Origin of the sequence: Rhodococcus sp. KBW08 (assembly GCF_003852455.1) — a bacterium.
GTDB classification, from domain to species: domain Bacteria; phylum Actinomycetota; class Actinomycetes; order Mycobacteriales; family Mycobacteriaceae; genus Rhodococcus_F; species Rhodococcus_F baikonurensis.
The window spans coordinates 345,740-360,404 of sequence record NZ_QAJJ01000016.1; the positions used below are offsets into that span (position 1 = coordinate 345,740).

The 14,665-nt window shown below is 64.1% G+C and carries 12 protein-coding genes; 1 reads left to right on the plus strand and 11 read right to left on the minus strand.

Annotated elements, in window-relative coordinates:
* Positions 1 to 9 precede the first annotated feature (9 nt).
* From aroC to DBV08_RS20465, 8 genes are all read right to left on the minus strand, one after another.
* A complete protein-coding gene (aroC, locus tag DBV08_RS20430; RefSeq protein ID WP_003944974.1) occupies positions 10 to 1,197 on the minus strand; it encodes a chorismate synthase in 1,188 nt (395 codons plus the stop codon).
* Between the two features lie 111 nt (positions 1,198 to 1,308).
* Positions 1,309 to 2,007 carry a S1 family peptidase gene (locus DBV08_RS20435; protein ID WP_124568643.1) on the minus strand — a complete coding sequence of 233 codons (699 nt, stop codon included), beginning with the start codon at positions 2,005 to 2,007 and terminating at the stop codon, positions 1,309 to 1,311.
* A gap of 225 nt (positions 2,008 to 2,232) precedes the next feature.
* On the minus strand, positions 2,233 to 2,871 hold the full coding sequence (locus DBV08_RS20440) for an A24 family peptidase (RefSeq protein ID WP_124568644.1): 639 nt from the start codon (positions 2,869 to 2,871) through the stop codon (positions 2,233 to 2,235).
* An 80-nt stretch (positions 2,872 to 2,951) separates the two neighbouring features.
* Entirely contained in the window at positions 2,952 to 3,791 is an 840-nt protein-coding gene (locus DBV08_RS20445) for a shikimate dehydrogenase (protein ID WP_124568645.1), read from the minus strand.
* A complete protein-coding gene (gene mltG, locus DBV08_RS20450) occupies positions 3,781 to 5,091 on the minus strand; it encodes an endolytic transglycosylase MltG (protein WP_124568646.1) in 1,311 nt (436 codons plus the stop codon). The genes DBV08_RS20445 and mltG overlap by 11 nt, the downstream gene beginning before the upstream one ends.
* Positions 5,088 to 5,621, minus strand: a complete 534-nt coding sequence (gene ruvX, locus DBV08_RS20455; protein WP_003944838.1) for a Holliday junction resolvase RuvX — start codon at positions 5,619 to 5,621, stop codon at positions 5,088 to 5,090. Before ruvX ends, mltG begins: the two co-directional genes overlap by 4 nt.
* 2 nt (positions 5,622 to 5,623) lie before the next feature.
* A complete protein-coding gene (gene alaS, locus DBV08_RS20460) occupies positions 5,624 to 8,296 on the minus strand; it encodes an alanine--tRNA ligase (RefSeq protein WP_124568647.1) in 2,673 nt (890 codons plus the stop codon).
* Positions 8,297 to 8,373: 77 nt separating this feature from the next.
* Positions 8,374 to 9,813: a replication-associated recombination protein A gene (locus tag DBV08_RS20465; RefSeq protein WP_378376475.1), complete on the minus strand. Its 1,440-nt coding sequence runs from the start codon at positions 9,811 to 9,813 to the stop codon at positions 8,374 to 8,376.
* Positions 9,814 to 9,910: 97 nt separating this feature from the next.
* Between DBV08_RS20465 and DBV08_RS20470 the strand changes: the two genes are divergently transcribed.
* Positions 9,911 to 10,291 carry a nuclear transport factor 2 family protein gene (locus DBV08_RS20470; protein ID WP_095970221.1) on the plus strand — a complete coding sequence of 127 codons (381 nt, stop codon included), beginning with the start codon at positions 9,911 to 9,913 and terminating at the stop codon, positions 10,289 to 10,291.
* A 71-nt stretch (positions 10,292 to 10,362) separates the two neighbouring features.
* Here DBV08_RS20470 and DBV08_RS20475 read toward each other — a convergent pair whose 3' ends face one another.
* From DBV08_RS20475 to aspS, 3 genes are all read right to left on the minus strand, one after another.
* Positions 10,363 to 11,544, minus strand: a complete 1,182-nt coding sequence (locus DBV08_RS20475) for a kinase (protein ID WP_037131744.1) — start codon at positions 11,542 to 11,544, stop codon at positions 10,363 to 10,365.
* Between the two features lie 191 nt (positions 11,545 to 11,735).
* Positions 11,736 to 12,701 carry a DUF389 domain-containing protein gene (locus tag DBV08_RS20480; RefSeq protein ID WP_124568648.1) on the minus strand — a complete coding sequence of 322 codons (966 nt, stop codon included), beginning with the start codon at positions 12,699 to 12,701 and terminating at the stop codon, positions 11,736 to 11,738.
* Positions 12,702 to 12,719: 18 nt separating this feature from the next.
* On the minus strand, positions 12,720 to 14,528 hold the full coding sequence (gene aspS, locus DBV08_RS20485) for an aspartate--tRNA ligase (protein WP_124568649.1): 1,809 nt from the start codon (positions 14,526 to 14,528) through the stop codon (positions 12,720 to 12,722).
* Positions 14,529 to 14,665 lie beyond the last annotated feature (137 nt).

The window sequence follows — 14,665 nt, forward strand, 5'->3', positions numbered from 1 at the left end:
ACGTGAGTCCTATCGAGGCGGCCGGGCTGCGATGCCCTCGGCGTAACGACGGTAGTTGGCAGTGGTTTCAGCAATGGAATCACCACCGAACTTTTCGAGTGCAGCCTGAGCCACGACAAGCGCAACCATCGACTCGGCGACGACGCCGGCGGCCGGAACCGCGCACACGTCGCTGCGCTGGTGGATGGCAACCGCTTCCTCGCCGCTCTCCATGTCGACCGTCGCCAGAGCGCGCGGAACCGTCGAGATCGGCTTCATCGCGGCGCGAACTCGCAGAGCCTCACCATTGGTCATGCCACCTTCGATACCGCCTGCGCGGTTCGTGGAACGCACGATGCCGTCGGGGCCCGGACGGATCTCGTCGTGAGCCTCGCTGCCACGACGGCGCGCGGTCTCGAAGCCGTCACCGACCTCGACGCCCTTGATGGCCTGAATTCCCATGAGGGCAGCGGCAAGTCGTGAATCGAGACGCTCGGCGCCACTGACGAAGGTGCCGAGTCCGACCGGCAACCCGTGGATGACGACCTCGACGACGCCACCGAGGGTGTCGCCGTCCTTCTTGGCCGATTCGATTTCGGCGATCATCGACTCTTCGGCGGCCTTGTCGAAGGCACGGACCGGGCTCGCGTCGATCGCGTCCAGATCCTTGCCCTCCGGCACAGGACCGACGTACGGCTCGGAAGCGCCGATGGAGATGACGTGTGAGACGACCTCGGCACCGAACACCTGACGCAGGAACGAACGCGCGACGGTTCCGGCGGCTACTCGGGCTGCGGTCTCGCGAGCGCTGGCACGCTCGAGGACGGGACGCGCATCGTTGAAGCCGTACTTGAGCATGCCGCTGTAATCGGCGTGGCCGGGACGCGGGCGCGTCAGCGGGGCATTGCGTGCCTGATCGGCGAGCAGGTCCGGGTCGACCGGGTCGGCGGACATGATGGTTTCCCACTTGGGCCACTCGGTGTTGCCTATTTCGATGGCCACGGGGCCACCGAGCGTAAATCCGTGGCGGACACCGCCGATGATGGTGACCTTGTCGGCCTCGAACTTCATCCGTGCGCCACGGCCGTAACCGAGTCGACGACGGGCAAGTTCGGACGAGATGGCCTCAGAGGTCACTTCGACCCCCGCGACCATGCCCTCGAGCATCGCAACGAGGGCGGGACCATGGGATTCTCCGGCAGTTATCCAACGCAGCACGCCGACCATCTTTCCACGTCGCAGACCTCAGTTGTCACAGTGGCCCTCCGGGTGAACGCAGATGGCCCACACGCACGATGCGTGTGGGCCATCTCAGAGGTTCCTGCGGGTCTAGAACAGGCGGAATCCTCCACCGTTGGCATTGATGTCAGCCAAACCGATGTTGATGTCCGCCGAGTTGTCGGGAGCATGGAACGGCGGCGGGAGCGGCTCGAAGCAGTACGGTTCGAAACCGTTGCTGATCAAGCCGACCAGGCGATCACCGACGACAAGGGGTCCACCGGAGTCACCGGGAATCGAGCAGGTGTGCTCGACGATCTCACCGTAGACGGAGTCGTAACCCCAGGTGATACCGCACGTGTTGCCGGTCGATCGGCCTTCCTTGCACACGATCGTGCCCGGTGCCGGCGGGGCGCCGATTCCGTTGATCGTCGTGCCGCCGACGGTACGCAGCGGGGCAACCTTTGCGTCGTCGAGATCGATCACGGCGATGTCCGAGACCGGACTCGAGTAGGTGAACCGGCCGATGGGGCCGGCTTCGGGCAGGTATTCGGCGAACACCCGGTCGCCGACAACTCCACAATGTCCGGCGGTGAGTGCCACGAGCGAACCGGCGTTGTCATAGCCGACCGCGGTCAACGTGCACGCCGCAACTTGGTCGGGATTGGAGTGATCCACGTCCGGCAGCAGGATTCCTGAGCCCCCGCCCAGTGCCACCGACGAAGGTGCAGGCGCGGCGCCGGCGACGCCTGTCCCTGCGGCCACAGCAGCCAAACAGGCTGCCGCAGCGACGAAAAGCCTTGTGCGCATAGGTTCCCCCGATAATCGAGTGCGAAACGAGATTCGTTTTGTCCCATTTCCGAATGCTCAGTGAACGACAGCATGTGGACATTCGGCAAGTCCGACTCGCCGAATACTGGGACTGCGCGCTTGCAATACCCGCATTTATGAAACCGACGGTTACGTCTTTCCTGCAGATCACGGTTCGTCGTTGAACGGTAAATGACGCCAGACTTTCCGCCGATGTTGCACTCGTCACGTCAGCCAGGCAAACGTGATCGAACCGCATGCTGCCAGGCACATCGAAGGACCGTGCGGCAGGGGCGAATTGTGGGCAACCGGTCCCCACTTTCGACGTCCGAGCGTCCGCAGTTCGAGCACGATCCCCAGGGTTGCGGTGAGCACCGACGCAGACACCAACGACCACAGCCAGGCGTCAGCACCCGCCAATCCGGTAAGAGCGCCGAGTGGAAGAGAGAGTTTCGCATCGCCGACACCCATGGAACCAGGCGACATCACGTGCGCCAGGAGATGGATTCCGGCGAGCAGCACCGATCCCACCGCGGCCGCCCACACCGTGCCTGCCACCGTCGCGTAGAACATCACGACTGCGTAGCCGGGCAACGTGAAACTGTTGGGCAGCCGGCGCACGGCCAGGTCGACAGTCGAGATCGCGACGCACCACCACACCACGGCGAGACCGGAAAGCAACTGCACCACCGAGGTATTCAGAGCGCCGACCACAACCCAGCCTGTTGCGACGGCACACTGTGGCACACAACAGAGAGCCACTACTGGTCGATAACCGTGTCGTCGCAACCAGCTGTCGACGATCGCCCGAGCACCGACACCACCGATTACCCCAGCGCCTGCCAAGACCACGAACGTCCACATGGTTTCGAGCTTGGCGTCTGGCGTACACCAGCGGCAGACCACGAATCGTCTTGTGGACTACCTCGACACTGTGAACAGAGCTAGGCGATAGCGGCAGCCATCGCCTCTCGCGGAGCGGGCTTGCCCGTGAACTGCTCTACCTGTCCGAAAGCCTGATTGAGCAACATCTCGAGGCCACCGATCACCGTGCCACCAGCCGCCTCGACAGCCGAAGCGAGTGGCGTCGGCCAGGGGTTGTAGATCGCGTCGAGGACAAATCGAGCCTTCCCCATTTGCTGGGCGAAAGGCGCGGCCGCTTCTGCGGGAACGGTGCTGACCAAAACCGAGGATTCGGCGCAGATCCCACCGAGTCGTGCGTCGTCGAAAGAGACCAGATCAATGCCCAACCCGACAGCACTGCCGCATTCGATGGCACCGGATGCTCGCCCCGGATCACGCGCGACCACGGTGACTGTCCGAACTCCCATGTCGGCCAACGCGACCAATGCCGGCCGCGCGGTGCCGCCCGCGCCGACGACTACCGCCGAAGTGCCGCTGAGATCGCCGACGCCGCCGGCGATCAACGCACCGCTGACTCCGTCGACGTCCGTGCAGTCGGCACGCCAACCGCCGTCGATGCGGACCAGGGTGTTCGCCGAGCCGATGGTCACCGCTCGCGGTGTGCGTTCGGTGGCATAGTCGAGTGCTGCGATCTTGCCCGGCATCGTCACGGAGAGGCCGACCCATTCGGGGCCGAGTGAGTCCACGAGGGCAGGCAACTGCTCGCCGGTGCATTCGATCCGCTCGTAGGTCCAATCGCTCAGACCCAAAGCCTCGTACGCAGCAAGGTGCAGCAACGGCGACTTCGAGTGAGCGATCGGGCTTCCGAGAACTGCCGCCTTACGCGGCGTCGCGAGCGAAGTCGCGGTACTACCGTCCACTGTCGAGAATCCCACTTTGCTGTGCCAGTTCGATGTTGGCCAGATGCTCCTCGTAACTCTTGGTGAAGAGCGTCTGGCCTTCCTTGTTGATCGTGACGAAGTACAACCAGTCACCGGCCGCCGGCGATTCCACGGCCTTCAGCGCGTCGATGCTCGGCGAAGCAATAGGCGTCGCAGGCAGACCGGGCATTGCGTACGTGTTCCAGGGGGTGACGCGCTCACGGTCGGCATCCGTGGTGGCAACTTCGGTGGTGTCGAGTGAGTAGTTGACCGTGGAGTCGAACTGCAAAGGTTGATCGACTGCGAGTCGGTTGACGATCACCCGCGCGACCTTGGCCATGTCGCCAGGCAATGCCTCACGCTCGACCAGCGACGCTGCCACCAACAACTGGTACGGCGACATTCCGACTCCGCTGCCTGCTGTCAGGATCCCGGTGGCCTCGTACTTGGCGGCGCTGCCCTCGACCAACGAACGCAGGATCTCGGTCGGCGTCGCAGTGGGGTCGAAATCCCAACTGCTGGCGGCGATCAGGCCTTCGAGCTGACGGTCCTTGTCCGGCACGCTCTTGACCGACGACATCGCCCAGTCCGGCACGCCGAGCGAAGCCAGATCGGAAGACGCTCCCGCAGTGTTCAATTCGTCCGTCGAGACGCACTTCTGAGCGGAAACCGGGCCGACACAACTCGCCTCGGAAATGAGGTTGTAGATGCCCTTCTTGAGCGAGCCCGTCTGCGCGTCCGAACTGTCGTGCAGCTGACGACCCTCGGCGATGACAACACTGCCGACTCGGGAGTCCGGGGCAACCAAGGTGTCGAGTGCGCTCGCGGCGCTACTCTGCACCGGCACCTGGTAGAAGCCTGGTTGCACCTTCTGGATCTCCGACGGGTTGGCGATCGCGGCGTTGTAGAAAGCAGCGGAACTCGCGACGACGTTCTTCGCTTCCAGCGTCGCACCGATCTCCGATGCGGTTTCTCCACTGTTGATCTGGATGACCACGGGAGCGCCGCCCGGGCCGGCGAAGTCCTCCGCGGCCTTGTTGCGATCCATGTACCAGAGGGCACCGTATGCACCGACGCCGAGAACCGCGATCACCAACACCAGGAGAGCGAGAACACCGACCTTCTTACCTCGCTTCGCGCGCTTGTTGCGCGCTTCGCGTTGCTTACGTGCCTCCGCTCGCGACATGTGCGGCGGATCGATGTTCTGCGGCAGCGCACGCATGACCATGGTCTCGTCGTTGTCGAAGTCGAACGAACTGGTGGGCCGGCTTCCGCCGCCCTCATCCCACCGCGCGTTCACAGATCGCCCTCCAGTGCAGCGTCCTTCGACGACTCCCCTGGTTTCACAGCTCTACTCCGCTCGTCCAGCCAGCCTTGCAGGATTTCCACCGCCGCAGCCTGATCGATCATCGGTCGCTGACCGCGTGCCTTGACTCCACTTTCGCGGAGGTTGCGCGCAGCCGTGACGGTCGTCAGTCGTTCGTCGGACAGTCTCACCGGGATCGGTTCGACGGCCCGCTGCAGTCGTTTGGCGAATGCAGTCGCGATACCGGCGGCTTTACCTTGCTCACCGCGCAGCGTCTGTGGCAGTCCGACGATAACCTCAACGGCCTCGTATTCGGACACGATGGCGATAATGCGCCGGATATCCGGCGCGTCGGGCCCACGCTCCTTCGAGCGTGGAACCGTTTCCACCGGTGTCGCGAGGATGCCGTCGGGGTCGCTGGACGCGACGCCGATGCGAACGCTGCCGACGTCGATGGCGATACGCCGCCCGCGACCAGGGTCGTCGATGCCGGGGCGATCGGGACCCTGCTGCGTAGCCACCACCGTCAGCTGCCGCCCGCCAGCTCTCCGACTCTGTCCCGGATCGCATCGAGCGCCGCCGGGATTCCTGCGGAGTCCGAACCCGAACCCTGGGCCATGTCGGGCTTTCCGCCGCCGCGGCCACCGATCTTGGGACCGAAGGACGCAACCAGCTCACCGGCCTTCACACCGAGACCCTGGGCTGCCTTGCTGGATGCGACCACGAACGGGACCTTGCCGTCGACGTCACCGAGGAGAGCTACGACGGCAGGTTCGGAGCCGAGACGACCCTTGATGTCCGTGACGAGGCTGCGCAGATCGTTGCCGCCGACGCCCGCGGGAGCAGGCTCGGCTATGACGAGGACGCTGCCGATGCGCTTGGCCTTGGCGACGTACTCGCCCGCCGATGCCAGCACAGCCTTGGCCTTGGTCTGTTCGAGTTCCTTCTCGGCCACCTTCAGACGCTCGACGAGAGCCTCGACTCGGGCAGGCACCTCTTCCGAAGGAACCTTCAGCGAGGAGGACAGTCCGGCCAGCAGCGCACGCTCCTTGGCGAGGTAGCGGTAAGAGTCCAAACCGACGTACGCCTCGACGCGTCGGATTCCGGAGCCCACCGACTGCTCACCGAGCAGCGTGACCTGACCGATCTGAGCGGAGCTTCCGACGTGAGTGCCGCCGCACAGTTCCATCGAGAACGGACCGCCGATTTCGACGACGCGAACCTCGTCGCCGTAGTTCTCACCGAAGAGTGCCATCGCACCCATCGCCTTGGCCTTGTCGAGATCGGTGACAAAGGTGTTGACCGCGTAGTTCGACGCCACGGCTTCGTTGGTGAGTGCCTCGATGTCCTGCTTCTGGGAGTCGGACAGCGCGCCCTGCCAGGAGAAGTCGAAGCGGAGGTATCCCGGCTTGTTGAGAGAGCCCGCCTGCACCGCGTTGGGGCCGAGCACCTGACGCAGCGCCGCATGCACCATGTGGGTACCGGAGTGCCCCTGGGTTGCGCCCTTGCGCCACTCGGCATCGACGTGCGCGAGGACGACGTCACCCTCGGTGATCTCGCCCTTCTTGACCGTCACCTTGTGCGTCCAGACCTTCTTGGCGATCTTCTGCACGTCGTTGACCTTGGCTTCGAGGCCCGGAGCGGTGAGCGAACCGATGTCGGCGATCTGTCCACCGGACTCTGCATAGAGCGGGCTTCGGTCGAGGATGACCTCGACGTCCTGGCCTGCCTTCGCCACCGGCACACGGACGCCGTCGACGATCAGCGCGAGGACGTGAGCCTCGGAGACGAGCTCGTCGAAACCGGTGAACTCGGTGGCGCCTCGATCGAGCAGTTCCTTGTAGACCGTCAGGTCCGCATGCGCGTGCTTACGCGCTTGAGCATCGTCCTTGGCGCGCTTGCGCTGCTCGGCCATCAGCGTACGGAAGCCGTCTTCGTCGACTGTGAGACCGGCCTCGGACGCCATTTCGAGCGTGAGGTCGATCGGGAAGCCGTAGGTGTCGTGCAGTGCAAATGCCTGATCGCCGGCGATGACCGACTTTCCGGACGACTTGACCGTCTCGGCAGCATTCTCGAACAGGGCCGATCCCGACGCCAGCGTCTTGAGGAACGCGGTCTCCTCACCGACGGCAACGTTCTCGATGCGCGTGAAGTCGGTTTCCAGAACCGGGTACGACGGCGCCATCGTGTCGCGGACGACGATCATGAACTCGCGCATGGTGGGCTGCTCGCTGCCGAGCAGTTTGGCCGAGCGCACGATGCGACGCAGCAACCGGCGCAGGACGTATCCGCGGCCGTAGTTACCGGGGTTCACACCGTCGGCGATCAACATCGCTGCAGTGCGTGCGTGGTCGGCGATGACGCGGAAACGAACGTCAGACGTGTGATCGGTCCCGTACACACTGCCGGTCAGTTCGGCGGCCTTGTCGATGACGGGGCGGAGAAGGTCTGTCTCGTAGACGTTTTCGACGCCCTGCAGGAGGAACGCGACGCGCTCGACGCCCATGCCGGTGTCGATGTTCTTCTTCGGCAGCGGTCCGAGGATCGGGTAGTCGCCCTTGTTGGTGCCCTCGCCGCGCTCGTTCTGCATGAACACGAGGTTCCAGATCTCGATGTAGCGATCCTCGTCGGCTTCGGGGCCACCCTCGACGCCGTATTCGGCGCCGCGGTCGTAGAAGATCTCCGAGCAGGGTCCACACGGTCCGGGGATACCCATGGACCAGTAGTTGTCCTTCATCCCGCGGCGCTGGATGCGTTCTTCTGGCACTCCGACCTCGTCGCGCCAGATCGAAAATGCTTCGTCGTCGTCGAGATAGACGGTTGCCCACAGGCGCGTGGGATCGATGCCGTATCCGCCGTCCTCGACCGAACCTGTCAGCAACTGCCAGGCGTGGGAGATGGCTTCCTTCTTGAAGTAGTCACCGAAGGAGAAGTTGCCCGCCATCTGGAAGAAGGTGTTGTGGCGGGTGGTGATGCCGACCTCTTCGATGTCCAGGGTGCGGACACACTTCTGCACGGACGTCGCCCGTGAGTAGGACGGCGTCTGCTGCCCGAGGAAGAACGGCACGAACGGAACCATGCCCGCGTTGACGAACAGAAGGTTCGGGTCGTCGAGAATCAGCGAGGCGCTGGGCACCTCGGTGTGGCCGGCCTTGACGAAGTGGTCGAGGAATCGCCTGCGGATCTCGTGGGTTTGCACTAACCGGTCCTTACCTTCAAGAGCGTCGAGCTATGGGTGTCCAGACTAACGCGTCGGCCGGTGGAACCTGGCAGGCGTCAGCCACGAACTATTCGGCGGAGTTTGCTCACCCGATCGGCGATCTCTCGCTCGTTGCCGTGCGCGGTGGGCTGGTAATAGTCGACACCCACCAGATCGTCCGGTGGATACTGTTGCCGCAGAACACCATCACGTGTGTCGTGCGGGTACTTGTATCCGACTGCGTTGCCCAATTGCTCGGCACCCTTGTAGTGCCCGTCACGCAGATGCGGCGGTACCAGTCCGGATTTTCCGGCGGCCACGTCGGCCATGGCTGCACCGAGAGCGGCGATGACCGCACCCGATTTGGGAGCCGTCGCCAGATGAATGGTGGCCTGTGCCAGCGCCAGACGAGCCTCCGGCATACCGATGAGCTGCACTGCTTGCGCCGCGGCGGTGGCAGTCTGCAGTGCCGTCGGATCGGCCATGCCGATGTCCTCGCTGGCATGAACCACCAGCCGCCTCGCGATGAAACGAGGGTCTTCGCCCGCTGTCAGCATCCGTGCGAGGTAGTGCAGGGCGGCGTCGACGTCTGATCCACGAATGCTCTTGATGAAGGCGCTGATGACGTCGTAGTGCTGATCTCCGGCACGGTCGTACCGAACCGCGGCCTTGTCGACACTGGCTTCGACGGTCGCGAGGTCGAGCACCACCGGGCCCGACGCGTCACCTGCCGTGTCCAGTGCGGCTCCGGCGGCGGCCTCGAGTGCCGTCAGGGCTCGGCGTGCGTCGCCGGCCGCCAGACGAACGAGGTGTTCCATCGCGTCGTCGTCGATCGTGATCGCTCCCCCGAACCCGCGCTCGTCGGCGACGGCGCGTTCGAGCAGTTCCTGGACATCCGCAGCGGTGAGCGATTGCAGTTGTAAGACCAACGAGCGCGACAACAGCGCGGAGACGACGGAGAACGACGGATTCTCGGTGGTCGCGCCGACCAAGAGCACGATCCGGTTCTCGACCGCGGCGAGCAAGGCGTCCTGCTGGGTTTTGGAGAAACGATGAACCTCGTCGATGAACAAGACGGTCTGTTCGCCGTTCAGCAGACGACGGCGCGCAAGTTCGATGACACCGCGAACCTCCTTGACGCCGGCGGACAGAGCAGACAGAGCCTCGAACCGGCGGCCGGTTGCGCCCGAGATCAACGAGGCGAGAGTGGTCTTTCCGGTGCCGGGAGGTCCGTACAGAAGGACCGATGCTGCACCGGATCCCTCGACCATTCTGCGCAGCGGAGCGCCAGGGCCGAGCAGGTGCTGTTGACCGACAACCTCACCGAGGGTGAGCGGACGCATGCGGACAGCCAGTGGAGCCCCGGGCGGCACCGAGGACAAGGCACGCTCGGCTACCGACACGACATCTGGTTCGTCGACGATCGCGGATTCCTCCGGAGTTGCCTCGAACAGGCCGTCTTCCGCCACCACGCCGTCTTTCGCCCCCACACTGTCTTCCGCTTGCCAATCGCTCACGAATCGACGCTACTAGAGACCACCGACGCCGGACACAACCCGCAGTTCCAGCCAGCCCGAACGTCCTCGGCGGAGGCGCTGTAATAGCGTTGTCGCCATGAGCACCTCCGAGATCGCCACCGTCCTCGCGTGGCACGATGCACTCAACTCCCAAGACATCGACACACTGCTGCAGTTGTCGAGTGACGACATCGAGGTAGGCGGCCCCAAGGGTGCGAGCCAGGGACTCGCAGCCTTGCGCGAGTGGGCCACCAACGCCGGCATCACGCTCGTCCCCGGCAAGATGTACGTCCACCACGGCGTGGTCGTCGTCGAACAGACTGCAACGTGGGCGGCCGAACCGGACAAGTCCGCGACTCTGGCCTCGGCTTTCCGCGTCGTGGCCGACCAGGTCACGTCGACGTTCCGGCATCCTGATCTCGAGACGGCGCTCGCGGCGACAGACCTGTCCGAGAACGATCTGGTCTCCGACAACTGAGCGGACTCGACCGAGAAAGGGCGCCCGTGCTGCGTGCACGGGCGCCCTTCTGCGTGTGTTCGGTCAGAGACTCAACTGAACTCGGTGCGCAGCGCCGCCACGACGTCGCGGGCATGTGCCTCGACGGCGTCGTTGCCGGCGAGCTGCGCCGAACGTGCGAGCCTGGCCCAACGGCCGACCAAGGCGTCGGCGCGCGGGATCGAGAGATAATGCTCGCGGACGGCGGCGATACGCGAATGATCCTCGGGCAGATACAGATAGGTGCTGAGCCAGACCCAGATGAGTTGGGCCTCGACGATCCTGCGCCCCAACTCGGCTTCGTCGGCCAGGGCGGGCCACATCCCCACGACCTCGGCGCGCCAGGCGTCGACCATCGCCGACGCCCGCTCTTCGGTCAGGTCGATGTTGCACAGGCAACCGGGGAACGACACCAGTGCATAGGTGATGTCGAGGAGCGCGTCGCGGTAGCCACCCCACTCGTAGTCGAGGAACTGCACGCCGTCGTCGTTGACGATGATGTTGTCCGGGCACAGGTCGGACGGGCTGAAGGCACGGAATCGACCGCCGCTGAACAGTGTCTGCGCGTGCTGAACCTGCTCGAGAATGTCCGAACTCACATCGATGCCGAGACTTTCCACCAACATCGCGGGAACACCGGCCACTGCGCGGCCCACCTGATCCGCCACTTCGTCCGAGCAATGTGCAACTTCGGCACGACGCAGAAGCGCGGTGAAGTCGTCCTCACGGCCGACGGTCGCGGCGTGCATGCGGCCCATGGCCTGCGCCATGGCCATCAACGTGTGTGTGACGGTGTCCGGGTCGGAGTCTTCGAGCCGGACGCTGATTGCGGTGGCGTCGCCGAGATCACTCAGGATCAGGAGGCGAGCATCGAGGTCGGAGGCCAACAGTTCGGCACCGGGGCGTGCGTCCTTGGCAAGCGCGTTGGCGAACTGATAAGACACCGCTTCACGAAGGAAAGCGGTCTCGACGTCGAAGTCGCCTTCGGACGCGGCCGGGAGCGCAATCGCTGTTTTGGTAGCTCCCTGGAAGTTGTCGCGGACCTGCTTGATCACCAGCGTCCGAGGCAGGGAGAACGGGTTCTCGGCGACACGTACGCGCAGCACGACGGTGCGGCCACTCCCCCCGAGATCGACTGGATCCACCAGGGTTACGGGTGCCCCTGTGCGGCGTGTCAGCAACTGCTCAGCAGCTGCGACGACTTCGGAAACGGGGTCTGCCAGTAATGCGGTCATCACCGACCAACTTACCCGTTAGTGACTCCGATCATGCCCGGCTCATCCGCTCACAGCGGAGAATTCAGGTAATCACAGCGACAGAAGTTGCCGTCTACCTGCGGTGATGACAAAAGTCCCTAATCGCCACACCGCTTTACAATTCTCGCGAGAATATTGCTGTCGACGAGCAGAACTCCGGACCGGCGAATTCACGGAGTCTTGTCCTCGTCGACAAAGCGGGAAATACCCTTCAACGCTGCTTCGAACTCCTCGTCGGCTCGCGTTCTGACCCAGAGAACAAGCACGCAGGCAATGACGATCCCGAGCAGGTTGACAGCCAGTTGCAGAGACGACAACCCGGCGATCCGCCACTCCCCGTTTGCTGCTGCCACCACTGCGAAACCGGCGGCAGGAACGGTAGTGACCGAGATGAACACCCCGACCAAGGCAGCGGACTTCGACGAGACGAGTGCCAGCATCCCAGCCGCACCGGCAAGAAGCGCGACGACAAACGAAATGGGCCCGACCTTGTAGACGAAATCGACCTCGTGGAGTGATTCGAGACTGACGACGTCCATCCACCCGAAGAACTTCACCACGAACGTGGCGGCAAGGGTCACTCCCATCGCGATGGGGAATCCGACGGCAAGGGCGAGAATCGAGCGTCGGCGCAACCGTCGATCCCGCCGTACGAGTGCGACTGCCAAAGCAGCCAGCGGACCGAACTCCGGGCCGACGACCATGGCGCCCACGATCGTGATCTGAGAGTCGGTGACGACGCCGATCGCGGCCAGCAGACACGCGATCGTCAGGAACGCGACGAACAAGCCGTTGAGAGTCGACTCTTCGCGCGTGCGGGACAGTAATTCCTCCCACACGACGGAGTCCGCGGGATCACCCGGCACGTCGTGTTCGGCTTTGCGGGCCGCCGCCGACAAGACAGTCTCGACCGGTACGAGCGTCATTCCGCCGTCCTCGGCCACGCCGAGTTCGTTCAGGGCGTCGACGACGTCGTTTGCCGCCTCACGGGCGACGTCGGCCTCCACCATGTCTCCGGCAGGATGAACCGCGACATCGCGCATCACGACGATGTGTGTCGCGCCCCGCTGCGACGCGAGCGCACCGAGAACTTGCTCGGTGCGCTCGGTCGGGCAGATCACCCGCAAATGCAGCATGGCGATCCGGTGTCGGCTCTACTTGGCTTCGCCGGTGTCGCCTTCGGACTTCTTGTCCTCTGACTTCTTCTCGGGCTTCGCGTCGATACCCGATTCCTTGCGCTGCTGAGCCGAGATCGGTGCCGGAGCATCCGTCAGCGGGTCGACGCCGCCGCCGGACTTCGGGAACGCGATGACCTCACGGATGGAATCCATACCGGCGAGGAGCGCGGTGATGCGGTCCCAGCCGAATGCGATTCCGCCGTGCGGCGGCGCACCGAAGGCGAAGGCGTCGAGGAGGAAGCCGAACTGCTCCTGCGCCTCTTCCTCGGAGATGCCCATCACCTTGAACACTCGTTCCTGAATGTCCTTGCGGTGGATACGAATACTGCCGCCGCCGATCTCGTTGCCGTTGCAGACGATGTCGTAGGCGTAGGCGAGAGCGGAATCCGGATCGGTGTCGAATGTGTCGAAGAACTCCGGCTTCGGCGACGTGAAGGCGTGGTGCACCGCCGTCCATGCGGAGTGGCCGAGCGCGACGTCACCGGATGCAGTGGCGTCTGCGGTCGGCTCGAACATCGGAGCGTCGACGATCCACACGAAGGCCCATGCGTCAGGATCGATGAGGTCCTTCTTGCGTGCGACCTCACCACGGGCCGCGCCGAGGAGAGCACGCGTCGACTTGGTCGCGCCCGCTCCGAAGAAGATACAGTCACCCGGCTGAGCCCCGACGTGTGCAGCAAGGCCCTCACGCTCGGCGTCGGTCAGGTTCTTGGCAACCGGACCACCGAGAGTGCCGTCTTCACCGACCAACACGTACGCCAGGCCCTTGGAGCCGCGCTGCTTCGCCCACTCCTGCCAGGCATCGAGTTGCTTGCGCGGCTGGCTTGCACCACCGGGCATCACGACGGCGCCGACGTACTCGGCCTGGAACACACGGAAGGTCGTGTCCTTGAAGAACTCCGCGCACTCGACGAGTTCGATACCGAAACGCAGGTCCGGCTTGTCGCTGCCGTAACGACGCATTGCCTCGTTGTAGGTCATGCGGTCGATCGGCGTCTTGATCTCGTGGCCGACGAGCTTCCAGAGCGCCGTCAGAATTTCCTCGGCGAGCAGGATGATGTCGTCCTGGTTGACGAAGGCCATCTCGATGTCGAGCTGGGTGAACTCCGGCTGGCGATCGGCGCGGAAATCCTCGTCGCGGTAGCAACGCGCGATCTGGTAGTAGCGCTCGATGCCGCCGACCATGAGGAGCTGCTTGAACAGCTGCGGGCTCTGCGGCAGTGCGTAGAAGCTACCGGGCTGCAGGCGTGACGGCACGAGGAAATCGCGGGCACCCTCGGGCGTCGAGCGCGTGAGCGTCGGAGTCTCGACCTCGACGAACTCGTGGTGCGCGAGAACGCCGCGCGCAGCAGCACTCACTTTGGAGCGCAAGCGAATTGCGGAGCCGGGACCTTCACGACGCAGGTCCAGGTATCGGTACTTGAGGCGCGCTTCTTCGCCGACCTGATCGTCGAGCTGGAACGGCAGCGGTGCGCTCTCGTTGAGAACCTCGAGTTCTGTGGCGTTGACCTCGATTGCTCCCGTGGGGATCTCGAAGTTCTGGTTGCCCTCGGGGCGAACCTCGACCGTTCCGGTTACGCGAACGCAGTATTCCGCGCGCAGACGGTGCGCCTGCTCGGCCACGTCACCTGCCCGGAAAACTACCTGCGCAACTCCGGATGCATCACGGAGATCGATGAAGATCACTCCGCCGTGATCACGACGCCTGGCTACCCAACCGGTGAGCGTTACGGTCTGCTCTGCCTGCTCGGGTCGCAATGAACCGGCGAGATGTGTGCGCAGCACGGGATTCCTTTCGAACTACTTCCAATAACCGACGACCGACTACTTTGCCTGCGATCCTACGGAGCGAACTGCGCAGAGCGGAAACGCGGACCCGCATCGCATGCGAAGCTATCTCCAGAAGTGACGGCAAGCACTTG

Coding starts and splice junctions, on each gene's coding strand:
- DBV08_RS20435 (WP_124568643.1), bottom strand. CDS start 2,007: ATGCGCACAAGGCTTTTCGTCGCTGCGGCAGCCTGTTTGGCTGCTGTG.
- DBV08_RS20440 (WP_124568644.1), bottom strand. CDS start 2,871: ATGTGGACGTTCGTGGTCTTGGCAGGCGCTGGGGTAATCGGTGGTGTC.
- DBV08_RS20470 (WP_095970221.1), top strand. CDS start 9,911: ATGAGCACCTCCGAGATCGCCACCGTCCTCGCGTGGCACGATGCACTC.
- DBV08_RS20475 (WP_037131744.1), bottom strand. CDS start 11,544: ATGACCGCATTACTGGCAGACCCCGTTTCCGAAGTCGTCGCAGCTGCT.
- DBV08_RS20480 (WP_124568648.1), bottom strand. CDS start 12,701: ATGCTGCATTTGCGGGTGATCTGCCCGACCGAGCGCACCGAGCAAGTT.